Source organism: Kitasatospora sp. NPDC056184, from assembly GCF_042268405.1.
In the GTDB taxonomy this organism is placed as follows: domain Bacteria; phylum Actinomycetota; class Actinomycetes; order Streptomycetales; family Streptomycetaceae; genus Kitasatospora.
This window is the reverse complement of record NZ_JBHJUI010000008.1, coordinates 148,721-173,374: the sequence shown is the minus strand read 5'-3', so window position 1 is coordinate 173,374 and position 24,654 is coordinate 148,721. Positions and strand designations below refer to the sequence as shown.

Here is a 24,654-nt window from a genome sequence, read left to right as displayed (position 1 = left end):
CGGCGCGCCGGGGGGCTTCTCGTCGTCCGGGAGCGTCCGGGGGACCGCTCAGCCCGCCGTGCCGTACAGCCGGTCGCCCGCGTCGCCGAGGCCCGGGACGATGTAGCCGTTCTCGTTCAGCCGCTCGTCGACGGCCGCGGTGACCACGGTGACCGGCAGGCCGGCCAGCTCGCGCTCCATCACCACGACGCCCTCGGGGGAGGCCAGCAGCACCACGGCGGTGACGTCGGTGGCGCCGCGCTCGATCAGCATCCGGATCGCCGCGACCAGCGTGCCGCCGGTGGCCAGCATCGGGTCGAGCACGTACACCTGGCGGCCGGAGAGGTCGTCCGGCATCCGGGTGGCGTAGGTGGAGGCCTCCAGGGTCTCCTCGTTGCGCACCATGCCCAGGAAGCCGACCTCGGCGGTCGGCAGCAACCGGGTCATGCCGTCCAGCATGCCGAGGCCGGCCCGCAGGATCGGCACCACCAGCGGGCGCGGGTACGACAGCCGGGTGCCGGTGGTCACGGCCACCGGGGTGGTGACCTCCACCTCGTCGGTGCGGACGTCCCGGGTGGCCTCGTAGGCGAGGAGGGTCACCAGCTCGTCGGTCAGGCGACGGAAGGTCGGCGAGTCGGTGCGCTCGTCGCGCAGGGTGGAGAGCTTGTGGGCGACCAGGGGGTGGTCGACGACGTGGATCCGCATGCATCGAGGTTAGCCCGGGTCCGGACGCCCGTACGACACGCCGTGCCAGGCCGGGGCGGCGGGCCGACCCGGGCGGGTGCGGGTTCCACCGTAACGCGCCGTGACGCCGGGAGAATGTCCGGACGGATCGGCCTCCTGTGGTATCAATCCGGCCGATCTGGGAAAGTCACGTCCTATGACGAGCAACCCGAACCCCGGGAACGGCTCGGCGGACGGGGCCGCGGCCCCGTCGGGCGGCCGCTCGGACCCGCCCCCGGACCGTCCGGAGACCGAGGCGGAGCGCCGCAGGCGCCGCGCCGTCTTCCTGCGCGAGCTCACCGAGGCGCGCGAACTCCGCGAGCGGGTGCAGCCCCGTCGGACCAAGGAGCGCCGGATGCGCGAAGCGATGCGGATGCGAACCTTCCGCATCTGACGCGCCCTCCACGGCTTCTCCACACCGCCGCTGCCGGCCGGTCGCCGTTCACCGTCCGGCGGCCAGCCCTTCCGACACGACCTGCAAAGACGCGCTGCAGAACACCCCCCGCAGAGCCGTGCTTTCTGTCACGATTCCGATGGGACGGTCCGAACAGCGGACCGCCTCTGGCGCGGGGGCGGCCAGTTCCGCGCCGCCCGCGAGCGCCGACAGCCGAGACCGAGAGATCTTGGGAGTGTCCCTGGTGGCGTACTTCGCTGCAGTGCTTGCTCGCACCGAGGACGGGTGGGATGTGAGCGAGACGGAGCTCGACGACGTCGAAACCCTCGCCGACCTCGCCGACCTGGCCCGCGAAGCGGCCCAGGACGACGACAGCGTCCTGGTCTTCATCGAACAGGAGGACGCGTGGTTCGCCATCGTCCGGGTGGACGGTGAGGAGGACCCGCGGATCTTCGTGTCCGACGGCGCCGCCGCCGCGCGCAGCTCCTACGGCTCCGTCCTCACCGACGAGCTGGTCGACCAGGCCGGTGAGAGCGAGTTCGGCGACCTCGACAACCTGGTCGCGGAGCTGGAGGACGGCGCGGAGGCCGAGGAGCAGGAGGACGCCGAGGACGGCGACGGCCGCGGCGGCGTCCCGGTCGGCCCGCTCGGCGACTCCCACCTGCTGACCGAGTTCGGCCTCGCCTCCGAGGAGCTGCTCGCCCTCAGCGGCGAGGGCGCGGTGCCCGGCGACGCCCTGGAGGAGATCGCCGAGGCGCTCGGCTGTGGCGAGGTCCTGGAGGCCGTCCGGTAACGCACCGTGTCCGCCCTCCGGACGGCCGGACCCCCGCCATGCCCGACACTGGATGCCATGCAGTCCGCCCGCCCGATCCCCCCGCTGCCCGCCCCCGTCCGCCCCGACCCGGTCCGCGACCGCTGGGCGGCGCCGATGCGCCTCGCCATCGCCGAGGCCGCCCTGGCGCCGGCCACCGGTGACGTCCCGGTCGGGGCGCTCGTCCTCGGCCCGGACGGCGAGGTCCTCGGCCGCGGCCACAACGAGCGCGAGGCCGTCGGCGACCCGACCGCCCACGCCGAGGTGGTCGCCATCCGGGAGGCCGCGAGGAAGCTCGGAGGGGCCGCGCGAAGCGCGCCGAGCGGGGCCGGCGGCGGGCGACGGGAGGGCGAGTGGCGGCTGAGCGGATGCACGCTGGTCGTGACGCTGGAGCCCTGCACGATGTGCGCGGGCGCGATCGTGCTCTCCCGGATCGACCGCGTGGTCTACGGCGCCCTCGACGAGAAGGCCGGCGCGGCCGGCTCGCTCTTCGACGTGATGCGCGACCGGCGGCTCAACCACCGGCCCGAGGTGATCTGGGGCGTCCTCGCCGACGAGTGCGGCGAGCAGCTGCGCGCGTTCTTCGACACCCATCGCTGAACCCCCGCCCGGCCCCGCCCCCCGGCCCCTCCCCGGATACGGATTTCGTTCCCGCGCCACCCGTCCGGTAGAGTTCCCCTCGGTAGCGTGTCCGAGCGGCCAAAGGAGCACGCCTCGAAAGCGTGTGTGGGGGCAACTTCACCGTGGGTTCGAATCCCACCGCTACCGCCAGCAAGCCCGAAGGCCCGTCCGGTCGAACCGGACGGGCCTTCGGCGTTCCCGCGCACCCTCGAACGCGGAAAGGGCTCCGTACCCGTCGGCCGATGACCACCAACGCCTGTCGAGTACGGAGCCTGGAAGAGGGGGAGCGGCTCGGGGGGACTGACCGCTCCCCCGGGCGGAGTCCCACAACCGGGGCCGCGTCGGGGGGAAGTCGCGGCGCCCGGTCCCACAGCGGGGAGCTCCGGATCCACGTACCGGGGATTCCTGCCAGATCCTCGGTACATCAACCATCCTGCCGCCCGCCGACGACCGGGGCACCCGGAGAAAGGCCCCTGTCGCGGGGACCTTCGTCCCGGCAGCTGAACGCGTCGCACACCTGATAGGCCGTCCGGGTGGATAAGCTGCCCGTTGCACCGGGCCGCTCGGGGACCGAGTGACGACGGCCCACAGCAGGGAGGAAGGTCACCGGATGGCACAGGCGAAGAAGATCGGAATGGTCCTCCTGCTCGTCTTCGTGCTCTACACGATCATCACGTCGCCCGCCCGTGCGGCCGAACTGGTCCAGTTGGGGTTCGAAGGAATCTCGAACGCCGCGAAGGCGGTCGGCACCTTCATGACCGGCCTGGTGAAGTAGCCAGGACCCCACCGGCTACGGTGGGCCCGACACCCGACCCCGTCCGCGAGGAGCGGCACCGTGATCCGCCACCTGGTCCTGTTCAAGCTCAACGAAGGCGTCAGCAAGGACGACGAGCGCGCGCTCGCCGGCGCCGAGGCCTTCGCCGGGCTCGGCCCGGTCGTTCCCGAGCTGCGCGAGTGGGAGTGCGGCTGGAACACCACCGACCGCGACATCGCCCACGACTACGCCATCAACAGCCTCGTCGAGGACCGCGAGGCCCTCCAGGCGTACCTCACCCACCCGGCCCACCAGGCCGCGGCGGCGCAGTGGCGCGAGTTCGCCACCTGGGTGATCGCCGACATCGAGGTCTGAGTCAAGCGCGTCCCCCGGACGGCCCGCGGCGCCCCGCCCGACATCCGGGCGGGGCGCCGCGCGCTGTCCCGGGACGGCCCTTCCCCCGCACCGCCCCCGCACCGCCGCCACGCCCGGACGGGCCCGGACGGCGCACCAACACACCTCCCTCGGTACTTGCCCGACGCGTGCCCGCCTTGTGATGCTATGACCGGTTTTGCCGGACATGGCGAGGGCGGTGAACGAGACGCGACACCCGGTCCGCAGGTCCCGCCGTTGTCGACTTTGGGAGGGGTGACGTGTCCGTGCGGACACCAGGGAGCGCACCGGACGACGAGGTGCTGGCCGCCGTGATCAGCCCGGCCGGCGAGCTCCGCCCGGACCGCCTGCGCGGCCCCGGCGGCCGCCCCGTCGTCGACGTCCGCACCCTCACCCGGGTGCTCTTCGAGCGGCTCGCCGAGCTGCCCCCGGACGCCCCCGAGCGCGAACGGGTCCGGGCCGCGCTGATCGAGGTCAACATCCCCCTCGTCCGGTACGCCGCCACCCGCTTCCGCAGCCGCAGCGAGCCGATGGAGGACGTCGTCCAGGTCGGCACCATCGGCCTGATCAACGCCATCGACCGGTTCGACCCCGGCCGCGGCGTGCAGTTCCCCACCTACGCGCTGCCGACCATCCTCGGCGAGATCAAGCGCTACTTCCGGGACAACGTCCGCACCATGCACGTCCCGCGCCGGCTCCAGGAGCTCTGGGTGCAGGTCAGCGGCGCGATGGAGGAGCTGACCGTGCTGCACGGCCGGGCCCCCAAGGTGCCGGAGATCGCCGCCAGCCTGCGCATCCCCGAGGAGGACGTCCGGGCCTGCCTGGACGCCGGGCGGGCGTACAACGCGGCCTCGCTGGAGGCCGCCCAGGAGCACGAGGGCGGGCTGGCGCTGCTCGACCGGCTCGGCTACGAGGACTCCGCGCTGGCCGAGGTCGAGCACCGGGACATGGTCCGCCACCTGCTGGTGCAGCTGCCCGAGCGGGAGCGCCGGATCGTCATGCTGCGGTTCTTCGCCAATCTGACCCAGTCGCAGATCAGCACCGAGCTGGGGATGTCCCAGATGCACGTCTCGCGGCTGCTGTCACGGATCCTCACCAGGCTGCGGACCGGAAACTCCTGGGAGGACTGACCGGCGGAGCCGTTACGGCGCGATAGCGGCCCGTCACCACCGCGTGACATCTTGCGACGCTCGGGTTTGCCGGGGACCGTGAGCCGGTATGCAGGGTGGGAGGGGGCCGGACGCGAGCGCGGGAACGTTCCGACGACGGCACCCGTTGGACCGTCAGTCACAAGGGGGTGGGTGCATGTCCGGAGATGTGGGCACTGCGGAGATCCACGCTGCACCGGCCGGCGCCGCGGAGATCCCGCTCCAGCGCGCCGCGACCGCGCCGGACGCCGGGCTCGACACCCGGACGCTCTCCCGCTCCCTCTTCGGGCGGCTGGCCGCCCTCGACCCGGGCAGCGCCGAGCACACCTACGTCCGCGACACCCTGATCGAGCTCAACCTGCCGCTGGTCCGCTACGCCTCGGCGCGCTTCCGCAGCCGCAACGAGCCGATGGAGGACATCGTCCAGGTCGGCACGATCGGGCTGATCAAGGCGATCGACCGGTTCGACCCGGAGCGCGGGGTCGAGTTCCCGACCTTCGCGATGCCGACGGTGGTCGGCGAGATCAAGCGCTTCTTCCGGGACACCAGCTGGTCGGTGCGGGTGCCCCGGCGGCTCCAGGAGCTGCGGCTGGCGCTCACCAAGGCCGGCGACGAGCTCTCCCAGCGCCTCGACCGCTCCCCCACCGTGGCCGAGCTGGCCGTCTGCCTCGGCGTCAGCGAGGAGGACGTGGTGGAGGGCCTGGCGGTCGGCAACGCGTACACCGCCAGCTCGCTGGACTCCAGCCCGAGCGAGGAGGACGGCGAGGGCCCGCTGGCCGAACGGCTCGGCTACGAGGACCTCGCGCTGGAGGGCGTGGAGTACCGGGAGTCGCTCAAGCCGCTGCTGGCCAAGCTGCCGCCGCGCGAGCGCCGGATCATCATGCTGCGGTTCTTCGGCAACCTGACCCAGTCCCAGATCGGCGAGGAGATCGGCATCTCGCAGATGCACGTCTCGCGGCTGCTGACCAGGACCCTCACCCAGCTCCGCGAGGGCCTGACCGCCGAGGGGTGAGCGCGGCGGGCCCGGCGGGCGCCGGGGGCCGCCTCAGGGCGCCAGCAGGTTGGCCCGCAGGCCCGCCAGCACGGCCTCGTCCAGCCCGAGGCCGTCGGCCCAGAACGCGCCGAAGTCCGGCCAGCCGGTCTCGACCTCCGCGAAGGCCGCCTCCAGGTAGCGGCGTTCGGCCCGGAACACCGGCAGCAGCAGCTCGGGCTCGTGCATCAGGCCGCGGGCCCGGAAGCCCTCCAGGACCGACTCCACGACGGCGGCCGACCGCTCATTGGTGAGCAGGTAATCCGTGACCACCGTCTCCCGGTCCACGCCGAGCGCGGTCAGCAGCACGGCCGCCGTCCAGCCGGTGCGGTCCTTTCCGGCCGAGCAGTGGAACAGCAGTGGCGCGCCGTCCGGATCGGCCAGCAGCCGCAGCACGCCGGCGAACCGTTCGCGTGCGATCCGGTCGGTGACGAACCACCGGTAGAGGCCGGTCATCATGGCGTCGGCGCGACCGCCGCCGAGCAGGGCGCGCTGCCTGCCCGGATCGCGGTCCGCGAGAGCCTCGCGCAGCATCGCGAAGATGTCGAAGTCGGCCGCGAAGACCGGGAGCTGATGGAGCGCCATGCCGTCGGCGATCCGGTCCGCGCCGGCCTCGCGGACCTCGTCCGGGCTGCGCAGGTCGACGACCCGCCGCAGGCCCAGCCCGGTCAGCCGCCCGAGGTCCTCGTCGGTGAGCCGGTTGAGGCCGTCGCTGCGCAGGGCGACGCCGGCCCGGAGCACCAGCCCCTCGGCCGTCCGGTAGCCGCCGAGGTCGCGGGCGTTCACGGCGCCGAACAGGCCCAGGCTGCGGGCGGCCGGAATTGCGGCGGTTTCGGTCTGTTGTTCGGCCACTCGACGACCTCCATTGGATATTCGGACGGTGACGTTGCACAACCCTGAGCGATATTGCATGAACCTGCCCACCTAAACGACAGGATGTGCAACAGTGTCAGGGGCAACGCCGCCAGTGTAGGGTCCGGTTCATCCATCGGATCGCACGATGGGTGAGCAGCGGTAACGCTAGGTTCCGGGTTTTAATTTTTAATTCATTATTTGCGCAGCCGGTACGGTTTCGGCCACAATCAGCGCCCTCATGGCCTGACCATGAACGTTGGTAACAGATTCGCTGCACTCCTGCCCATTCGGTCCCTCCTGCCACGGATGTTCCATCAGGATGGGCGCCGGGCAGCCTGCTGCCCGCGAACAGCTACAGGGCAGGTGGACGCCGGCAGCGGAGCGCCCTGCCCAGGGGAGGAAAGACAACATGGGTCGAGCGACCCGAAGAGTCGCCGCCTGCGCGGCAGCCGTCCTGCTGGCCGGAGGCCTGCAGTCGTCCCTCGCGCACGCCACCACCACCACGCCCCGGATCGATCTGACGGTCCTGGTGCTCAGCGACGGCGGGCCGGCCACGGCCGCGATCGCCGCGGAGCTCAAGAGCCAGGGCGCGCCCTACAAGCTCATCGACCTCAACGACACCAACCGCCCGGTGATCGACGCGGCCTTCCTCAGCGACACGCTGAACGGCCAGCCGCGCGGCAAGTACCAGGGCATCGTGCTGCCCAACGACAACCCGTTCGCGGCCGGCTCCCCGGAGATGGCCGCGATCGCCACGTACGAGGCCGCCTTCGGCGTCCGCCAGGTCGACGCGTACACCTACGCCCGCCCCGACGTCGGCCTGAACTGGGCCCAGAACCCGGGCTACATGGGGACCCTGGACGGCTTCCAGGGCCAGGTCACCGCGGCCGGCCTGAGCGGACCGTTCGACTACCTCAAGGGCGGCGTCCCCTTCGAGGACAACGACCCGACCGTCTCGGAGAGCTACGGCTACCTGGCCACCCCGCTGGCCACCTTCCCGGCCGGCGCCGGCTTCACCCCGCTGGTCGAGGTGCCGATCCCGAACAGCACCGCCAAGGGCTCGCTGGTCGGCGAGTACCAGCACGCCGGCCGCAAGGAACTGGTCGTCACCTTCGTCTACAACCAGTACCAGCAGCAGTACCGCCTGCTGGCCCGCGGCATAGTCGACTGGATAACCCAGGGCGTCCACCTGGGCTACGACCGCAACTACCTCGCGGCCCACGTCGACGACGTCTTCCTGGCCGACGACCGCTGGGACACCGTGCTCAAGTGCACCCCCGGCGACGTCACCTGCCCGCCCGGCACCCCGGAGACCGCCAACCCGATCCGGATGACGGTCGCCGACGCGCAGTACGCCAAGCAGTGGCAGCTGGACCACAACTTCACCCTGGACATGGTGTTCAACGGTGGCGGCAGCGAGGACTGGAAGTCCGACCACGAGACCACCGCCGACCCGGTGGTGGACCAGATGGTCGCCGACCAGACCAGCTACCGGTGGATCAACCACACCTACACCCACCCGTACCTGGGCTGCCTCCAGGACGTCTCGGTGGTCCCGTGGAAGTGCACCAAGACCTCCTCGGGCAGCACCGTCTGGGTCGACCAGGCCACCATCACCTCGCAGATCAAGAACAACCTCGACTGGGCCGCCGCGCGGGGCCTGCAGCTCGACAAGACCGAGCTGGTCACCGGCGAGCACTCCGGGCTGCTGACGGCGCCCCAGGAGACCAGCGACAACCCGTACCTGGCCCCCTCGCTGGCCGCCAACGGCGTCAAGTGGACCGCCAGCGACGCCTCCCGCGAGCCCGCCCAGCGGGCCGTCGGGGCCGCGCTGACCGTGCCGCGCTACCCGATGAACATCTTCTACAACGCCGCCACGGCGAAGGAGGAGACGGACGAGTACAACTGGATCTACACCAGCGTCGCCAACGGCGGCAGCGGCGTCTGCGAGAACAACGCCAACTCCACCTGCCTGCCGGCCCCGCTGGACGTCAACACCGGCTACCAGTCGTACATCGTGCCGCTGGAGGCCCGGATCGACCTCGGCCACGTGCTGAACAACGACCCGCGGCCGCACTTCATCCACCAGTCGAACCTGTCCGAGGACCGGATCGTCTACCCGGTGCTGGAGAGGATCCTCTCCACCTACCGGTCGCTGCACGCCGACAACGCCCCGGTCGTGAACCTCTCGCAGAAGGAGATCGGCCTGGAGTTCCAGCGGCGGGCGGCCTGGAACAGCGCCCTCGCCTCCGGCCAGGTCACCGCCTACCGCACCGGCGACTCCGTCTTCGTGCATGCCCCGGCCGGCGTCCAGATCCAGGCCACCATGCCGACCGGCACCGTCCAGCAGCTCGCCATCGGCACCACCGCCTTCGGCACCGCCTACGCGGGCGAGGTCTCCGGCTGGGTCAAGCCCGGCCAGCTGCAGAGCGGCGTCCAGCTGACGCTGCCCGCCGCGGGCACCCCGGCCGCCCCGGCCGGCACCAGCCCGAGCCTGGCGGCCAAGTCCGTCGCGGCCCCGGCGCCGGCCGACACCAAGGTCGTCCCGCAGGGCACCGCGGACGCCGTCCCCGCCGGTCCGGGCGACACCGACCGCACCGACGCGCCCACCCTGGTCCCCGGTAGTGGGGCCCCGGTGGCGGGCAAGGACGCCGCTCCTGGTACGACTTCGGGTACGGCGAGCAGCACCGGCGGGAAGGCGGCCGGCCACGGCGGCACCCCGCAGCAGCACGGCAAGGCCTCCGGGGGGAAGGCCGAACCCGCGAGGAAGACTGCCGGCTCGCCCGGCAACCGCTAGACAGGTGAACCCGGTGGCGGCCGCAGTGCGGCGGCCGCCACCGGCACCACCCGACCGGCCTGCTCGGCCGGGAGCTTGAGGCAAGAACAGGAGGGGGGACAGAGATGCGCGTCACCCTGCTCACCGAGGGGACGTACCCGCACCAGCACGGCGGTGTGAGTGTCTGGTGCGACCAGCTCGTGCAAGGCATGCCGGACGTCGACTTCGACATCATCGCCGTCACCGGCACCGGCCACGAACCGTTGGCCTGGGAACTGCCCGCCAATGTGCGGTCGGTCACCACCGCCCCGCTGTGGGGCCCGGCCTCGGAGGCGAAGGCGCCGCGCGGCAAGGAGATGCGCCGCTTCCTCAACGCCTACGAACGGTTCCTGCACTCCCTCCTGGACCCGGTCTACACCACCCACTTCGGCACCGAGCTGTACGGCTTCGCCGACCTCGCCCGGCGCGGGCTGCTCAGCCCGGCGCTGCGCAGCGAGCGCGCCCTGCGCACCCTCCAGCACGTCTGGACCCGCGACTACCTCTCGACCGCCGTCTCCCGGCCCACGATGCACGACGCGCTGAACGCCACCGACCTGCTGGAGCACGCGCTGCGTCCGCTCGCGGTCGAGCCGCCGCGCGACGGAGTGGCCCATGCGGCGAGCGGCGGACTGGCCACCCTTCCGGGGCTGATAGCCGCTCAGCAGTTCGGCGTACCGTTTCTCCTCACCGAGCACGGCATCTATCTGCGCGAGCGCTACCTCGGCTACCGCACCGGCCCCTACCGCTGGCCGGTCAAGGCGCTGCTGCTCGGCTTCTACCGGATGCTCGCCGAGGAGAGCTACCGGCGGGCCGCGCTGGTCACCCCCGGCAACCGGTACAACCGGCGCTGGGAGGAACGCGGCGGCACCCCCTCCACGCACATCCGCACCGTGTACAACGGCGTCGACCCGGCGGCCTTCCCGCCCGCCGGGCCGGAGCCCGACACCCCGACGCTCAGCTGGGCCGGCCGGGTCGACCCGATCAAGGACCTGGAGACGCTGATCCGCGCGTTCGCGATCGTGCGGCGCGAGATACCCGACGCCCGGCTGCGGCTGTTCGGCGGCACCCCCAAGGGCGGCGAGGCCTACCGCGAGACGTGCGAGGCCCTGGCGGCCGAACTCGGCACCGCCGACTCGGTGGTCTTCGAGGGCCGGGTCGCGGACATCACCGACGCGTACGCGGCCGGGAACGTGGTGATGCTCTCCTCGATCAGCGAGGGCTTCCCGTTCACCCTGATCGAGGCGATGTCCTGCGGCCGCGCCACCGTCTCGACCGACGTCGGCGGCGTGCGCGAGGCGGTCGGCGACACCGGACTGGTCGTCCCGCCGCGCGAGCCCGAGCCGATGGCCGCGGCGGCGATCGAGCTGCTGCGCGACCCGGAGCGCCGGGCCCGGCTCGGCGAGCAGGCCCGGCTGCGGGTGATCGAGCAGTTCACGCTCCGCCAGAACATCGACGGCTTCCGCGGCATCTACACCGAGTTGCTGGGCACCTCCCGCTGGCTGCCCGAGGGCGTGGTCGCCGTCACCGACGGACCGCCGGACCCGGACTGGGAGCAGGATCCGGGCCTCCCGGAGCGTAGCGAGGTGACCGCATGAGCGAGCGCAGCGAGCTCATCATCAACAGGTGCGCGTCCCGCGAAGCGGCCGCCGAGCGCAGCGAGGTGGCGGCATGAGCGAGCGCAGCGAGCTCGTCATCAACAGGTGCGCGTCCCGCGAAGCGGCCGCCGAGCGCAGCGAGGTGGACGCATGAGCGGGCCGCTGCGCCTCGTTCCGAACGAGGCCGACGAGACCGTCCAGCTGCGGGTCCTGCCGCTGAAGCGGCGCCGCCCGACGCTGCCCGCGCAGCGCGGCGGGCCGGAGACGGACCAGCTCGACCTCTCCCCCGACCCGCTGGACGAACTCGCCGAGCGGCTGCAGGACATCTGCGCCGACGCCGTCCACCCGTACGAGATCGCGGCCTTCCTGGAGTCCGACGGCCTCTCCGACGAACAGGCCGGTCTGCTGTACGGCCGCCCCGACGCGTTCACCGTCGCCGAGGAGCTGTTCGAACGGGTCGAGCGCCGCTACCCCGGGCCGAGCGCCGAGTTCGCCAACCCCTGGCGGGCCGACCCCTGGCGGTGCGTCGTGCGCGGCCTGGTGTTCGCCCTGCCCGGCCTCGGCTACCTGCTCGGCGCCAACCTGTTCGCCGCCGACCGGATGCGCTTCGGCCTGCCCTCGGGCATGCTCGCGCTGTCCGTGGCGACCCTGGTCAGCTGGTCGTGGAACCAGGCGCTGGCGCACCGCGCCTACGCCTGGCTCGGCCGCGGCCGGCGCCGGTCGGCCGCGGCCTGCCTGGCGATCGGGGCCCCGGTCGGCGCGCTGACTGCGGCCACCGCCGGCTACGTGGTCGGCGGACCGCTGGGCGCGCTCTGCTTCGCCGCCGGGCAGTCCGTCTACCTGGCGGCCGCCACCGTGCTGCTGGTGCTCGGCCGGGAGAAGTTCCTGCTGCTGGCGCTGGCGCCGTCGGCGGTCGGCGCGGGCGTGGTGCTCGCCGTCGACGTGCCGCAGGCCGTCCGCACCGCGGTGCTGCTGGCCTCCCTCGGCCTGGCCGTCGGGCTCGCCGCCCGGGAACTGCTGCGCTGCCGGCGCGCCGAGGCGGAGCCCGTCCCGCTGCGGCTGCCGCTGCACAAGGAGATCCCGCACCTGCTGTTCGGACTCGCGGTCGGCACCCTGACCCTGATCGCCGGACTCGGTGTCACCGTCCACCAGGCGGTGAGCACCGGCAGCGCCCAGGGCGCCTCGGCCAGCCCGACCGGGCCGGCCATGATCGCCCTGACGCTGAGCCTCGGCCTCGCCGAGTGGCTGCTCTTCCGCTACCGGGCGATGGCGGTGGCCGCGCTGCGCACCAGCCACACCCCGGTCGAGTTCGCCCGCCGCACCGGCGGCGTGCTGCTCGGCTGCCTGTTCATCTACCTCACCACCGTGGCCGCCCTCGACGCCGCCGCCACCGTGCTCTGGCCCGGCGCCCCCGCGCTGGGCGTCCCGGAGCTCGGCGCGCTGCTGCTGCTCGGCGGCTCGCTCTGGCTGGCGCTGCTGCTGAACGCCTTCGGGCTCAGCTGGAGCACCGCCCTCATCTGTCTGGCAGCCGCGGGCGCCGAGTGCGCCGGACTGCTGACCGGTGCGGACCCGACCGTCCTGCAGCTGATCGGCTGCGGGGCCGCGGCGGCCGTCCTCACCGCCACCGCCGGGCCCGTGCTCGGCCGCACCACCAAGCACCGCTGAAACCGGCACCGCTGAACAGCTGAACAGCGCACCACGGAACCAGCACGACGGAACAGCACCACCCGTACCGCCCGGCCGGGTCACCACCGTCGCACCACCCGGCCGGGCCCGTACACCACGTCCCCTGAAGACACAGGAAGCGATTCACCATGAGCAGCGTCGCCGTCACCGGAGCCGAGGGTTTCATCGGCTCCCACCTCGTCGAGACCCTGGTGGCCGACGGCCACCGGGTCCGGGCGATGGTCCAGTACAACTCGTTCTCGTCGTTCGGCTGGCTGGAGACCCTCCCGAAGGAGGTGCTGGACTCCGTCGAGATCGTCCTCGGCGACGTCCGCGACCCCGGCTCGGTCAACGGCCTGGTCAAGGGCACCGAGGCGGTCTACCACCTGGCCGCCCTGATCGCGATCCCGTACTCCTACCGCGCCCCGCACTCGTACGTCGACACCAACGTCACCGGCACCCTGAACGTCCTGGAGGCCGTGCGCCACCTGGAGATCCCGCGCCTGGTGCACACCTCGACCAGCGAGACGTACGGCACCGCGCAGACCGTGCCGATCAGCGAGGACCACCCGATCAACACCCAGTCCCCGTACGCCGCCTCCAAGGCCGGCGGGGACCGGCTGGCCGACAGCTACCACGCCAGCTTCGAGACCCCGGTCGTCACCCTGCGCCCGTTCAACACCTTCGGCCCGCGCCAGTCGATGCGCGCCGTCATCCCGACCGTGATCGCCCAGCTCGCCGCCGGCGAGACCGAGATCACCCTCGGCGACCTGCGCCCGACCCGCGACTTCATGTTCGTCAAGGACACCGCGCTGGCGTTCCGCACGGTCGGCACCGCCCCCGCGGAGACCGTGGTCGGCCGGACCTTCAACGCCGGCACCGGCGGCGAGATCTCGGTCGGCGACCTGGTCTCGCTGGTCGGCAAGCTGATGGGCGTGGACGTCACCGTCAAGGAGGACGAGCAGCGCATCCGGCCGACCAACTCCGAGGTCATGCGCCTGGTCGCGGACGCCACCCGGCTGCGCACCGCCACCGGCTGGGCCCCGGCGTACTCGCTGGAGGAGGGTCTGGAGCAGACCATCGAGTTCTTCCGCGACCCGGCGAACCTGGCCCGCTACAAGACCGACATCTACAACGTCTGACCCGGCTCCGCCTTCCGTCCGCTCCCGGCACCGAAGGCCCCTTGTCGAACCGACTTCCGTGGGGGAACCACATGCACGCAGTGATCCTGGCCGGCGGTAAGGGCGTACGCCTCCGCCCGTACACCACCGCGCTTCCCAAGCCACTCGTCCCGATCGGCGACCAGCACGCGATCCTGGAGATCGTGATGCGCCAGCTCGCCGCCGCGGGCTTCCAGACCGTCACCCTGGCCATCGGCCACCTCGGCCACATCATCCGCGCCTACGTCGGCAACGGCTCCCAGTGGGGGCTGCGGGTCGGCTACGCGGTCGAGGACAGCCCGCTCGGCACCCTCGGCCCGCTGCTCAACCTGCAGGACCGGCTGCCGGACAACTTCCTGGTGATGAACGGCGACGTCCTCACCGACCTGGACTTCGCCGGGGTGCTCAAGCACCACGAGGGGTCCGGGGCCCCGCTCACCATCGCGACCTACGCCCGCCAGGTGAAGATCGACTTCGGTGTGCTGACCTCCGAGGGCGGGTCGATCACGGGCTTCCAGGAGAAGCCGAGCATCGACTACCGGGTCTCGATGGGCGTCTACGGCGTCTCCCGCGCCGCGCTCGCCCGCTACACCCCGGGCCTGCCGCTCGGCTTCGACGAGCTGGTCCTGGACCTGCTGGCCGCCCAGACACCGCCGTCCGCCTACGAGTTCGACGGCTACTGGCTGGACATCGGCCGCCCGGACGACTACGACCGCGCCAACGCCGAGTTCGCGCTCAACCGCTCGCTGCTGCTCCCGGGCGAGCCGGCCGGCACCGCCCCGGCCGCCGGCGAGGGCCTCTACGCCGTACCGAACGGGCAGGGACTGCCGATCCCCGCCGCCAGAACCGCCCCGGAGGCCGCCGACGGGCAGCAGACGGCCACCGTCCCGGCCGGCCCCGAGAACGACGGACGGGCCGCGTGAGGATCCTGCTGCTCGGCGCCGACGGCTTCCTCGGCCGGCACGCCGCCGCCGCCCTGCGGGCCCTGCCCGGTGCCACCGTGCTGACCGCCGGGCGGCGGGCCGACCACGACCTGCGGCTCGACCTGGCCGCCGCCCAGGCCGGCCCGCTCGGCGAGGACCTGGCCGCGCTCGCCCCGGACGCGGTGGTGAACTTCGCCGGCGCCGTCTCCGGCAGCGCCGTCACCCTCGCCGAGGTCAACGCCCGCGGTCCGGCCGTGCTCGCCGAGGCGCTCGGCCGGGGCGCCCCGGCGGCCCGGCTGGTGCACATCGGCTCGGCCGGCGAGTACGGCGTCTGCGCCCCCGGCAGCTCGCTCGCCGAGGACGCCGACGCCCGCCCGGTCGGTGTCTACGGCGCCACCAAGCTGGCCGGCTCCCTCGCGGTGGCCGGCTCCCCGCTGGACGCCGTGGTGCTGCGGGTGTTCAACCCGGTCGGCCCCGGCGCACCGGCCGGCTCGCTGCCCGGCCGGCTCGCCGCCGAGCTGCGCCGGGCCGTGCCCGAGGGCGCCGACGGAGTGGTGCGGGTCGGGGACCTCTCGGCCCACCGCGACTTCGTCGACGCCCGGGACGTCGCCCGCGCGGTCGCGCTCGCCGTCACCGCCCGGGGCCCGCTGCCCCGGGTGCTCAACCTGGCCTCCGGGCAGGCCCGGCCGGTCCGGGCGATCGCCGACGGTCTGGTCGCGGCGGCCGGCTTCGCCGGCCGGATCGACGAGAGCGGCGCCGGTTCGGAGCGGTCCGCGGCGGTCTCCTGGCAGCAGGCCGACGTGTCGGCCGCCGCCCGGACGCTCGGCTGGCACCCGGCGACCGGACTCGACGAGACGCTGCGCGACCTCTGGCTGTCCACCGAACCGCTGGTCGCCGCATGACCGGGGGCCACCACCCCGACGGCCGCCTGCTGGTGCCGCTCTACGTCCACCCCGCGGTGGACCCGGCGGCCTGGCAGGCGGTCGCCGCCGCCGACCCGAAGCGCGTCGCCGCCGTCGTGCTCAACCTCGCCGACGGTCCGGGCGAGCCCGACCACGTCTTCACCGAGGCCGCCGAGAAACTCCGCAAGGCCGGCCTTCCGCTGCTCGGCTACGCCGACACCGACTACGGCCGGCGGCCGCACGCCGCCGTGGTGAACGACATCCTGACTTACCGTCAGCGCCACGGCATCTCCGGCGTCTACCTCGACCAGGTGTCCGCCGTGCCCGGCGCGCTGCCGCACTACCGGCGCCTGGCCACCGCGGCCCGGGCCGCCGGCTGCGCCACCGTGGTGTTCGGCCACGGCGACCACCCGGACCCCGGGTACGCCGAAGTCGGCCTGGCCGACCTGCTGGTCACCTTCGAGGGCGACTGGACGGCGTACCAGGCGCTGGCCCTGCCGCTGTGGACCGGACGGCACGCCGCCGCCCGGTTCTGCCACCTGGTCTACGACGTCCCCGCCGAACGGGCCGGGGAGGCCACCGCGTTGATCGCCGCCCGACGGGCCGGGGTCGGCTGCGCGGTGCCGGGAGCCGGGGAGAACCCCTGGAGCACCCTGCCGCACCAGCTGACCGCCGACCGGCCGCTCGCCGAACCCGAACCCATCTGACCCGATCCGGAGTCCGTGCACCGTGACCCGCCGTACCCGGCCCCTGTGGGCCGCCCTCGCCCTCGCCACCGCCACCGCGATGCTGGCGACGTCGTGCAGCAGCTCCGGCTCGGACAACGAGGACGACGCCTCGGCCGACGCCACCGCGGCCCCGCCCCCGGCGGCCACCGCCGCCCCCGTCCCGGGAGCTCCGACCGCGCCGGCCACCCCGGACACGCCGAGCACCCCGGGAACACCGGCCACCCCGGGCACCCCGACCTCGCCCGACGGCCCGGGCTCACCGACCGCCCCGGGCCGCCCTCCGGCCCCGTCCGGCACCCCGGGCACCCCTGCTGCTCCTGGCACCCCGGGAACCCCGGGAACCCCCAACTCCCCCGGCACGCCCGGCACTCCGGGCACCCCCGGCACGCCCGGCGGCGCCGGGGCCCGCTGGCAGCCCGCCCCCGGCCTCGCCTGGCAGTGGCAACTCGGCGGCAGCGTCGACCAGTCCGTGGACGTCCCCGTCTACGACATCGACGGCTTCGAGACCGACGCCTCCGTGGTCGCCGCCCTGCACGCCAAGGGCCGCAAGGTGATCTGCTACATCAACGCCGGCTCCTGGGAGGACTTCCGCCCCGACTCCGCCGCCTTCGCCCAGGCCCTCCAGGGCTCGGGCAACGGCTGGAAGGGCGAGAAGTGGTTCGACATCCGCAAGATCGACCAGCTGAGGCCCCTCATGGCCGCCCGCTTCGACATGTGCCGGCAGAAGGGCTTCGACGCCGTCGAACCCGACACCATCGAGGCCTACAACCAGAACAGCGGCTTCCCGCTGACCGCCGAAGACCAGCTCCGCTACAACCGGATGCTCGCGGCACTCGCCCACGAGCGCGGCCTGGCGATCGGCCTGAAGAACGACCTGGAGCAGGTCCCGGCGCTGCTGAACGACTTCGACTTCGCCGTGAACGAGGAGTGCGCGCAGTTCGACGAGTGCGCCCGCCTCTCCCCCTTCATCCAGGCGGGCAAGGCGGTCTTCCACGTCGAGTACAAACTGGGCACCGAGAAGTTCTGCACCCGTACCAAGGCGTTGGGCTTCAGCTCGATGCAGAAGAAGCTTGAGCTGGACGCCTGGCGGAAGCCCTGCTGAAGAGGCAGGGTCCGGCACCCGCGGGCCGCCGGACCGCCAGGCATTCCACCCCGGGAGCTACTTGACGGCCAGCCAGACGACGGCACCCAGCACCACGAGGGCGACCACGGCGATCACCGCGATCTTGCCGGTACGGCCACCGCTGTTGCCGCCGTAGGTGTTGACGGAGGAGCCCGGCGCCTGGGGTGCCGGGGTCTCCTCGACGAAGGCCCGGAACATCTGGGTGCTGCCGGCGGGGTCGTACTCGTTGTCAGCCATGGCACGGACTCTAACGAATCCGCGGACCGCCCCGACACCCGGTCTCCGCGCTGCGGACGTGCGAAGGGCGTGTGAAGTCCGCCTCGTTCACGGAATGACCACCCGGCCGATCGGGTTGACTCGGACCATGACCGATTCCCGCAGCGACGCCCCCCGTTACGTGCAGCTCGGCCACTCCGAGCTCTCGGTGTTCCCACTCTCCCTCGGCGGCAACGTCTTCGGCTGGACCGCCGACGAGGCCGAGTCCTTCGCCGTCCTCGACGCCTACGCCGCGGCCGGCGGCAACTTCGTCGACACCGCCGACACCTACTCCTCCTGGGTGCCGGGCAATACCGGCGGCGAGTCGGAGGCCATCATCGGGAAGTGGCTGCGCAGCCGCGGCAACCGCGACTCCGTCGTCGTCGCCACCAAGGTCGGCCTCCACCCCGAGGCCCGCGGGCTGGCCGCGACCACCATCAAGGCCTCCGCCGAGGGCTCGCTGCGCCGCCTCGGCGTCGACCACATCGACCTCTACTACACCCACCAGGACGACGACACCCCGGTGGAGGAGTTCGTCACCGCCCTGGACGCGCTGGTGCGCGAGGGCAAGGTGCGCGCCGTCGCCGCCTCCAACATCGGCGCCGACCGGCTCGCCGAGGCGCTCGCCTTCGCCGAGCGCGAGGGCCTGACCGGCTACACCGCCGTCCAGCCGCACTACAACCTGGTCTCCCGCGGCACCTTCGAGGGCCCGCTCGCCGACGTGGTCGCCGCGCACGGCCTCGCCACCGTGCCGTACTACGCGCTGGCCTCCGGCTTCCTCACCGGCAAGTACCGCCCGGGCGGCGCCGAGGTGGCCAGCGCCCGCGCCGAGGGCGCCGCCCGCTACCTGGACGACCCGCGCGGCCCCAAGGTGCTGGAGGCACTCGACACCGTGGCCGCCGAGCACGACGTCGAGCCCGCCACCGTCGCCCTGGCCTGGCTCACCGCCCGGCCGACGGTCGCCGCACCGATCGCCAGCGCCCGCACCGTCGGCCAGCTCCCGCCGCTGCTGGCCGCCGCCGCGCTGGAGCTCACCCCGGCGCAGACCACCCTGCTGGACGAAGCCTCCGCCTGAGTCCGTCACCCGGAAGGGGCGCGCCGTCCACCGGTCGTGGACGGCGCGCCCCTTCGCGCGCTCGCGCGCCGGGCCCCTACGGGCGGCCGAAGTGGGTCGGGTAGAAACCGCTGCTGATCACCGACACCCGGACCGTCTTCCCGGGCCGGGGCGCCTCGACGAACTTGCCGCCGCCCAGGTAGATCCCCACGTGGTGGATGCCCGAGGCCCGACCGCTGTCCGACCAGAACAGCAGGTCGCCGCGGCGCAGCTGCCCCGCCGTGATCGGCGTGGTCGCCGCGTACTGGTCGTCGGCCACCCGCGGCAGGCTGATCCCCGCCCGTCGGTAGGCCTGCTGCACCAGCCCCGAGCAGTCGTAGCCGGAGGGACCGTTGCCGCCCCACACGTACGGCTTGCCCTGCTGCGCGAGCGCGTACTCGATCGCCGACTCCAGACGGCCGGCAGACCGCGTCTCGGGCTGGGCGGGCGCCGAGGTGCCGGCCGACGCCCCCGAGCCGCCGCCGGACTGGCCGGTGCGGGCCAGGTAGACGTCGTAGTGGCTGGTGTAGCGCCACTCACCGCTGCCGTTCTTGAACCAGTACTTCGAACCGTCCCAGCCCTCCCGCATCCCGCCGGAGGAGGCCGAGCCGTTGGAGACGGCCTGCTGCGCGGTGGAGGAGCCGGAGCCGCCGCCCCCCACGGCGCTCGTGTAGACGCTGTAGTGGCTGGTGTAGCGCCACTCACCGCTGCCGTTCTTGAACCAGTACTTCGAACCGTCCCAGCCCTGCTTGCCCGGCGCGGCGTGCGCGGCCCCGGCGCCCGCGGTCAGTCCGACCACGCCGGCGCCGGCCAGCACCGTGGTGGCCAGGCAGGTATTTCGCACCGCCCGGTGTATTCGGCCCCCGCCGGACGGCTCCGCCGGGCGGGCGGTGCGCGGCCGGGCGGCGCAGTTCGGGCAGGCGCAGCCCGTGATCGCCGGGACGCTGCCGAGGCTCTCCTCGAAGCCGATCAGCGCCGCGTCGTCCGCGTCCACGTCCGCGAACGCCGCGACGGCGTCCGTGCCGGTGGCTATCCTCATGCCGGTCGTCCTTCCTTCCGCCCGGCCCGGGCGGCCGGGGACGGTACCGAGGCGGCCACTCCGGCCGGGGCGACGAAGGCGACCAGCAACTGCTCCATCAGCGCGCTCCGGGCGGCTTCGTCCAGCTCGTGCGCGGTGGCCCGCTCCAGTCGGCGCACGGCCAGCGCCGCCGCCTCGACCGCGTCGTCCACCAGCACCGTGCGCAGGCCCGCGTCCAGGTCGGCCAGCCGGCGGCGGCGCATCGACTCGGCCACCTCCGGCGCGTAGTCCAGCGCCAGCGGCTGCGCCGAGTAGACCTCCAGGCCGGCCGGCGCGACCTCGGCGGCCAGCGCCCGGGTCAGCTCGTCCGCGAACCACTGGCCGTCGCGCAGCGCGGGCCCGGGCGCCGCGTTGCTGTCGCAGGGCAGGGTGGAGGCGGTCCGGGTGAGCACCGCCTGGACCTGCTCCCGCAGGTAGCTCTCGTGGTCCTCGATCGCCAGGGTCGCGCGGGCGGTGTCCTTGACCCGCCAGACGATCAGCAGCCGCACGACGATCGGCGTCCCGGTGCGGTCGACCACCTTGACCGGCTCGCTGCGCCAGTGCCGCAGCCGGACGTCCACCCGGCGACGGCGCAGCAGCGGGTTGACCCAGACCAGGCCGGTGCGGCGGACGGTGCCCCGGTAGCGGCCCCAGCGGGTGAGCACCCGGGTCTCGCCGCCCGCGTTGGCCAGCAGGCCCGCGAGCGAGAGGACGACGAGCATCCCGGCGGCGGCCACGGCGGCCACCGAACGGGCGGTCACCTCGGCCCGGCCGCTGGCCCTGGCGGCCTCCGAGCGCAGGTCGGGCAGCACGTCCCAGTGGGGGACGGCGCCGTCGCGCACCAGCACCAGCAGGACGGCGGCCGTGCCGATCAGCAGTCCGAGCAGGGCGACCCAGCCGGGCAGACCGGAGGCGGTGTGCTCGCGGAGCGCCTGGTCGGCGCGCGGGGGGCGGCGTGAGGTGACGGTGGTCGCCGCCGCGGCCGGGGAGGTGTCCGCCTCGTCCAACGACGGGAGGCTCGCGGTCACCGACGGCATCGGGTCCGCCGTCTCCAGCGGATCGCGCAGGTCGACGGGCGTGCCGACGGCCGGCCCGGGGACCACCGCGATCGGGGTGGTGGCCGGGCCGCTGTCGACCGGCTTGGCGGGTCTGGGCGTCCTCGCCGCCCTGGCCAGCGGGCTGGAGCCGGAGGCGGAACGTTCCGGCAGTGCCGGAGGGAACGCCTTGGGCAGGTGGTCGGGTCGCTGCGAAGAATCGCGGGTGACGTCCATGCACGGATCCTCAGGTTCAGTGTGTCGCGCAACGGGCGGCCCGGATCTGACGGGCAGTGCCAGAGCCAGGCTAAGTTCATACGTCATCAAATGCGACATTTGAACCAGTGCGTGTCGACATTTCTTGACGAATCATCCGAAGCCGGGACTGACGCGCAGACACATGAGCGGACTGGGAGAGCGGTTCAGCGCCGCCGGGGGCCGGATCCCCGGCCGACCACCCGGCGGGTGATCAGCCCGATGCCGGCGAGCACCAGCAGGACCCCGGCGAGCGCTCCGCGCCAGCCGTCCGACCGGTGCCGGTCGGACGCCGTCGGCGAGGACGGCTCCGGCGCGTCCGCCGGGCCGGCGGAGTCGGTGGGGTCGGCGGTGTCGGCCGCGGCGTCGGTGGCGGTGGTCCGGGCCGACTGCCGCGACCCGCCCGGCGGCGGCGCGGCCGGCGCCCGGTCGGCCCGCTCCTGGTCCGAGGCGGCGGCCGGCCCGGCGGGGGCCGGGGTGACGGAGGGGGTGACGAACGGGGTGACGGTCGGGGTCGGGGACAGGGACGGGGTCGGAACGGAACTCGGACTCGGGGAGGTCGGGGCCGAGGAGGGCCGAGCCGCGGAGACGGGAGCCGGGAAGGCGCTCCGGGTCGCGGTCGGGGACGGGTTCGCCGGGGCGGGCGCCACCGCGCTGACCGGCGGCACGACGACCGGCAGCAGCCCGGGCGGGACGGAAGCCGGCACCGCGGCGGGCACGGGCACCGTCGGAGACGGGGTTGCCGGGACGGACGCGGCGGGGACGGACGGGGACGGCACGGACGGGGACGGCCGGGCCGGGGTGGCGGCCGAAGGCTTCGGCACCACCGGGGAGGCGGTCGCCGGGGACGGGACGGCCACCGAGGGCGCGGGCACGGAGGGCGTCGCCGAGGGCCTGACCGTGGTCGGCACCGCTGCGGCTGTGGCCTGGGCCGTGGGGATGGGCGTGGGCGTGGGCGTTGTCACCGGCGTCGGCGTGGCAGCCGTGGCGGTGGACGCGGCGGGCGTCGGCACGGCGCTCGCCGTCGCCGTCGAGGTCGGCGTCGGCGTCGAGGTCGGCACGGGGGCCGGAACCGCCGCCTGGCCGGCCGTCTCGACCCGGACCGCGACCGCGTCCGCCGCCGTCCCGTTCCCCGCCAGGTCGGTCGCCGTGACGACCAGCCACTGCTCCCCGTCCGTCAGATCCCGGTTGGCCGTGCAGGTCCAGCTGCCGTCGACGGCCGCCGTCGCCCCGCAGGCGACGATCCGCGCGGCCCCCTCACCGCGCTCCGGCCCCGCGGTGACGAGCACCCGCGCCCCGGGTTCGGCCTTCCCTGCCAGCCGGGGCCGGGCCGCCCGGACGGTCTCCCCGGCCGCCGGCGCGGTCAGCACCGGGCGGTCCGGCGGCACGGTGTCGACCACCAGCTCGACCGGCTGCCCGGCGGTCCGGTTCCCGGCGAGGTCGGCGGCGGACGGGGTGAGCCGGTGCCGCCCGTCCGCCAGGTTCTCCACCGGCAGGCAGGACCAGCCGCCGTCGGCCCGGACGGCCGTGCTGCAGAGGTCGGCCTCCTGGCCGTCGGACGTCCGGTCGGTGACGACCACGGTGCTGCCCGCGCCGCCCGTGCCGGTCAGCCGGATGCCGGGGTCGTTGGTGGACTCGGGCAGGGCGAGCACGGCCGTGCCCGGCGCCGCGGTCCGCACGGTGAGCCGGACCGGATCGCCGCGCAGCACCGCGCCGGCACCGGTGGTCAGCACCGGAGTGAGGGTGTGCGGGCCCTCGGCGAGCGCCGTGTCCGGGCGGCAGGACCAGTCACCGCCCCGGGCGGCCCGGCCCCGGCAGAGCGCGGTGTCGCCCTCGCGCACCTCGACGGTGGCGCCGGTCGCCGCCCGCGTACCGGAGATCCGGGGGCGGGTCTCGGTGAGGGTGGCGCCGTCGGCCGGCTGGGAGATCTCCGGGCGGGCGGCCCCGACGGTCAGTCGGACCCGCTGGTCCAGGACCTGCCCGGAGTCGGCGAAGCCGTCGGCCGGCACCACCTGGGCGGCGTCCCGGCCGATCCGCAGCCGGGCCCAGGTCTCGCCGGAGGAGGCCCCGGCGGGGACGGTCCACTCCAGGGTGGCGCTGCGCTCGCCGGGGGCGATCTCGGTCTGCACCCGTTCGACCGGGTCGAACCGGCCGTTGCGGTCGAAGTCGACCCAGCCGGCCAGCACGGCGGGCGCGTCGCCGACCGCGACGGGCAGGGTGAGCCGGTAGTCGTGGCCGACCGCCGCCTCTGCGGGGAAGCCGACGGCCGGGTCGGCGCCCTGGTACTCGTCGCGGCCGGGCTGCAGCCGCGGTGGCTCCGGGGTGGTCCCGGCGGCGGGCTGCCGGACCAGCCGGGTGGGCCGGGCGTCGGCGCGGGCGCCCGAGGTGGCGGCGTCACCGCCCAGGTAGAGGTCGGAGCGCAGGTGGGAGGCGCTGCCGTAGCCCTGCGGGGCACTGCCGACGCCCTCGTCGAGGGTGACCGTGTACGCCTGGGTGAGCGGCGGCGGGGCGGTGGTGGAGCCGGCCCGGGCGGTGGAGCGCCGCTCGACCCGGAAGACCGCGGAGCGGACGGTGCCGACCAGTTCCAGGCTGCCCTCGGCGGCGGACCCGGCGTCGCCGTCGGCCGCGCCGTCCGCCCGGGCCGGGGCGAGCGTCCTGCCGTCGACCGTCCAGCCGGGCCAGTCGGTGCGGTTGACCAGGGTCGGGGCGGCCGGGGCTCCGTCGATCAGGGTGAGCCGGGTCGCGGTGCCGGTGGAGCCGGAGTTCCCGGCGGCGGCTCCGGTGAGTCCGCTGAGGTGCAGCCGGGGATTGCGGACCGCCCGGGAGAACGTCAGCCGGAGCGTTCCGACGGTCCGCCAGGAACCGTCCGCCTGCGGACGGTCCTCGGAGATCCGGAAGGCCTGCGCGGGCTCCCCGGGCCGGATTCCGTCCGCGTACGGCGCGGTGGAGCGATCGCTTCCGGAGCGGTCGGCCAGTTCCCCGGGACCGCCCGTGACGGTCACGCCGGGAGCGGCGGAGAAGTCGAGCTGGGCGGAGAGGCCGGAGGGGAACACCGCACGCCGTTCGGCGGTCCAGGTGGCCGGGGCCTGCCGGGCGGCCGAGAGCGGCGGGTTCCAGCCGATCAACAGCCCGGCCGCCAGGGCGGCGGCGGCCGCAGCCGGGAACTGTCGGTTCATCCGGCCTCTCCTTCGCATCGACTGCCGAGCGGCCTGGATGGCCGGGCAGGCTGGACACAAGATCAGACAAAACGGAATCACGATCCTGAGCCGGTCATACCGCGACACTTGCGCCCTTGGCCGCATAACACCCGATTGGCGGCCCTCCGACCGGCAGGACGGGAT

Annotated in this window: 21 protein-coding genes, 1 tRNA gene and 1 pseudogene; 17 read left to right on the top strand and 6 right to left on the bottom strand. The window is 73.9% G+C overall.

From position 1 onward, the window contains the following. Positions 1-48 precede the first annotated feature (48 nt). Positions 49-684 carry a uracil phosphoribosyltransferase gene (gene upp, locus ACFC0B_RS18270; RefSeq protein WP_376086828.1) on the bottom strand — a complete coding sequence of 212 codons (636 nt, stop codon included), beginning with the start codon at positions 682-684 and terminating at the stop codon, positions 49-51. 175 nt (positions 685-859) lie between these two features. On the opposite strand from upp, the gene ACFC0B_RS18265 reads away from it, so the two are divergent. The 8 genes from ACFC0B_RS18265 to ACFC0B_RS18230 all read left to right on the top strand — a co-directional run bounded on the left by ACFC0B_RS18265 (position 860) and on the right by ACFC0B_RS18230 (position 5,835). Then, positions 860-1,096 (top strand): hypothetical protein, encoded by a 237-nt coding sequence (locus ACFC0B_RS18265; protein WP_376086827.1) that lies wholly within the window; start codon positions 860-862, stop codon positions 1,094-1,096. Positions 1,097-1,340: 244 nt separating this feature from the next. Beyond that, positions 1,341-1,889 (top strand): tRNA adenosine deaminase-associated protein, encoded by a 549-nt coding sequence (locus tag ACFC0B_RS18260; RefSeq protein WP_376086826.1) that lies wholly within the window; start codon positions 1,341-1,343, stop codon positions 1,887-1,889. Between the two features lie 57 nt (positions 1,890-1,946). Beyond that, positions 1,947-2,507, top strand: coding sequence for a nucleoside deaminase (locus ACFC0B_RS18255; RefSeq protein ID WP_376086825.1), 561 nt, complete (start codon positions 1,947-1,949; stop codon positions 2,505-2,507). Positions 2,508-2,588: 81 nt separating this feature from the next. Then, positions 2,589-2,678 (top strand) — tRNA-Ser (locus ACFC0B_RS18250). A gap of 484 nt (positions 2,679-3,162) precedes the next feature. Further along, positions 3,163-3,303 (top strand): hypothetical protein, encoded by a 141-nt coding sequence (locus ACFC0B_RS18245; protein ID WP_376086974.1) that lies wholly within the window; start codon positions 3,163-3,165, stop codon positions 3,301-3,303. A gap of 60 nt (positions 3,304-3,363) precedes the next feature. Beyond that, positions 3,364-3,657, top strand: coding sequence for a Dabb family protein (locus tag ACFC0B_RS18240; RefSeq protein ID WP_030304383.1), 294 nt, complete (start codon positions 3,364-3,366; stop codon positions 3,655-3,657). A gap of 278 nt (positions 3,658-3,935) precedes the next feature. After that, a complete protein-coding gene (locus ACFC0B_RS18235; RefSeq protein WP_376086824.1) occupies positions 3,936-4,805 on the top strand; it encodes an RNA polymerase sigma factor SigF in 870 nt (289 codons plus the stop codon). 175 nt (positions 4,806-4,980) lie between these two features. Next, positions 4,981-5,835 (top strand): RNA polymerase sigma factor SigF, encoded by an 855-nt coding sequence (locus tag ACFC0B_RS18230; RefSeq protein ID WP_376086823.1) that lies wholly within the window; start codon positions 4,981-4,983, stop codon positions 5,833-5,835. Positions 5,836-5,868: 33 nt separating this feature from the next. Here ACFC0B_RS18230 and ACFC0B_RS18225 read toward each other — a convergent pair whose 3' ends face one another. Continuing rightward, complete coding sequence (locus ACFC0B_RS18225) at positions 5,869-6,705, bottom strand: tyrosine-protein phosphatase (protein ID WP_376086822.1); 837 nt, start codon at positions 6,703-6,705, stop codon at positions 5,869-5,871. Between the two features lie 412 nt (positions 6,706-7,117). On the opposite strand from ACFC0B_RS18225, the gene ACFC0B_RS18220 reads away from it, so the two are divergent. From ACFC0B_RS18220 to ACFC0B_RS18185, 8 genes and pseudogenes are all read left to right on the top strand, one after another. Continuing rightward, positions 7,118-9,505 (top strand): hypothetical protein, encoded by a 2,388-nt coding sequence (locus ACFC0B_RS18220; protein WP_376086821.1) that lies wholly within the window; start codon positions 7,118-7,120, stop codon positions 9,503-9,505. 104 nt (positions 9,506-9,609) lie between these two features. Further along, the gene (pelF, locus tag ACFC0B_RS18215; protein ID WP_376086820.1) at positions 9,610-11,118 is read left to right on the top strand and encodes a GT4 family glycosyltransferase PelF; all 1,509 of its coding nucleotides are present in this window, start codon (positions 9,610-9,612) and stop codon (positions 11,116-11,118) included. 150 nt (positions 11,119-11,268) lie between these two features. After that, positions 11,269-12,783 carry a hypothetical protein gene (locus ACFC0B_RS18210; RefSeq protein WP_376086819.1) on the top strand — a complete coding sequence of 505 codons (1,515 nt, stop codon included), beginning with the start codon at positions 11,269-11,271 and terminating at the stop codon, positions 12,781-12,783. A gap of 149 nt (positions 12,784-12,932) precedes the next feature. Beyond that, on the top strand, positions 12,933-13,925 hold the full coding sequence (locus ACFC0B_RS18205; protein ID WP_376086818.1) for an SDR family NAD(P)-dependent oxidoreductase: 993 nt from the start codon (positions 12,933-12,935) through the stop codon (positions 13,923-13,925). A 71-nt stretch (positions 13,926-13,996) separates the two neighbouring features. Then, a pseudogene (locus ACFC0B_RS18200) lies at positions 13,997-14,704 on the top strand (NDP-sugar synthase); the annotation flags it as partial. A gap of 158 nt (positions 14,705-14,862) precedes the next feature. After that, complete coding sequence (locus ACFC0B_RS18195; protein ID WP_376086817.1) at positions 14,863-15,768, top strand: NAD-dependent epimerase/dehydratase family protein; 906 nt, start codon at positions 14,863-14,865, stop codon at positions 15,766-15,768. Then, the gene (locus ACFC0B_RS18190) at positions 15,765-16,475 is read left to right on the top strand and encodes a spherulation-specific family 4 protein (RefSeq protein WP_376086816.1); all 711 of its coding nucleotides are present in this window, start codon (positions 15,765-15,767) and stop codon (positions 16,473-16,475) included. Before ACFC0B_RS18195 ends, ACFC0B_RS18190 begins: the two co-directional genes overlap by 4 nt. Positions 16,476-16,497: 22 nt before the next feature. Next, entirely contained in the window at positions 16,498-17,598 is a 1,101-nt protein-coding gene (locus ACFC0B_RS18185; protein ID WP_376086815.1) for an endo alpha-1,4 polygalactosaminidase, read from the top strand. A gap of 57 nt (positions 17,599-17,655) precedes the next feature. Here the strand turns inward: ACFC0B_RS18185 and ACFC0B_RS18180 are convergent, their stop codons facing one another. Then, positions 17,656-17,856: a hypothetical protein gene (locus tag ACFC0B_RS18180; protein WP_376086814.1), complete on the bottom strand. Its 201-nt coding sequence runs from the start codon at positions 17,854-17,856 to the stop codon at positions 17,656-17,658. Between the two features lie 127 nt (positions 17,857-17,983). On the opposite strand from ACFC0B_RS18180, the gene ACFC0B_RS18175 reads away from it, so the two are divergent. Beyond that, complete coding sequence (locus ACFC0B_RS18175; RefSeq protein WP_376086813.1) at positions 17,984-18,949, top strand: aldo/keto reductase; 966 nt, start codon at positions 17,984-17,986, stop codon at positions 18,947-18,949. A 76-nt stretch (positions 18,950-19,025) separates the two neighbouring features. Here the strand turns inward: ACFC0B_RS18175 and ACFC0B_RS18170 are convergent, their stop codons facing one another. The 3 genes from ACFC0B_RS18170 to ACFC0B_RS18160 form a co-directional block, all read right to left on the bottom strand. After that, positions 19,026-20,006: a C40 family peptidase gene (locus ACFC0B_RS18170; protein WP_376086812.1), complete on the bottom strand. Its 981-nt coding sequence runs from the start codon at positions 20,004-20,006 to the stop codon at positions 19,026-19,028. Further along, on the bottom strand, positions 20,003-21,295 hold the full coding sequence (locus tag ACFC0B_RS18165; RefSeq protein ID WP_376086811.1) for an SPFH domain-containing protein: 1,293 nt from the start codon (positions 21,293-21,295) through the stop codon (positions 20,003-20,005). Before ACFC0B_RS18165 ends, ACFC0B_RS18170 begins: the two co-directional genes overlap by 4 nt. 185 nt (positions 21,296-21,480) lie before the next feature. Continuing rightward, entirely contained in the window at positions 21,481-24,489 is a 3,009-nt protein-coding gene (locus ACFC0B_RS18160; protein WP_376086810.1) for an Ig-like domain-containing protein, read from the bottom strand. Between the last annotated feature and the right edge of the window lie 165 nt (positions 24,490-24,654).

Bases quoted from the DNA above. Each gene is read 5' to 3' on its own strand.
- ACFC0B_RS18175 (WP_376086813.1), top strand. From the start codon at position 17,984: ATGACCGATTCCCGCAGCGACGCCCCCCGTTACGTGCAGCTCGGCCAC.
- ACFC0B_RS18245 (WP_376086974.1), top strand. From the start codon at position 3,163: ATGGTCCTCCTGCTCGTCTTCGTGCTCTACACGATCATCACGTCGCCC.
- ACFC0B_RS18255 (WP_376086825.1), top strand. From the start codon at position 1,947: ATGCAGTCCGCCCGCCCGATCCCCCCGCTGCCCGCCCCCGTCCGCCCC.
- ACFC0B_RS18180 (WP_376086814.1), bottom strand. From the start codon at position 17,856: ATGGCTGACAACGAGTACGACCCCGCCGGCAGCACCCAGATGTTCCGG.
- ACFC0B_RS18230 (WP_376086823.1), top strand. From the start codon at position 4,981: ATGTCCGGAGATGTGGGCACTGCGGAGATCCACGCTGCACCGGCCGGC.
- upp (WP_376086828.1), bottom strand. From the start codon at position 684: ATGCGGATCCACGTCGTCGACCACCCCCTGGTCGCCCACAAGCTCTCC.
- ACFC0B_RS18265 (WP_376086827.1), top strand. From the start codon at position 860: ATGACGAGCAACCCGAACCCCGGGAACGGCTCGGCGGACGGGGCCGCG.
- ACFC0B_RS18190 (WP_376086816.1), top strand. From the start codon at position 15,765: ATGACCGGGGGCCACCACCCCGACGGCCGCCTGCTGGTGCCGCTCTAC.
- ACFC0B_RS18205 (WP_376086818.1), top strand. From the start codon at position 12,933: ATGAGCAGCGTCGCCGTCACCGGAGCCGAGGGTTTCATCGGCTCCCAC.
- ACFC0B_RS18210 (WP_376086819.1), top strand. From the start codon at position 11,269: ATGAGCGGGCCGCTGCGCCTCGTTCCGAACGAGGCCGACGAGACCGTC.
- pelF (WP_376086820.1), top strand. From the start codon at position 9,610: ATGCGCGTCACCCTGCTCACCGAGGGGACGTACCCGCACCAGCACGGC.
- ACFC0B_RS18160 (WP_376086810.1), bottom strand. From the start codon at position 24,489: ATGAACCGACAGTTCCCGGCTGCGGCCGCCGCCGCCCTGGCGGCCGGG.
- ACFC0B_RS18165 (WP_376086811.1), bottom strand. From the start codon at position 21,295: ATGGACGTCACCCGCGATTCTTCGCAGCGACCCGACCACCTGCCCAAG.
- ACFC0B_RS18170 (WP_376086812.1), bottom strand. From the start codon at position 20,006: ATGAGGATAGCCACCGGCACGGACGCCGTCGCGGCGTTCGCGGACGTG.
- ACFC0B_RS18220 (WP_376086821.1), top strand. From the start codon at position 7,118: ATGGGTCGAGCGACCCGAAGAGTCGCCGCCTGCGCGGCAGCCGTCCTG.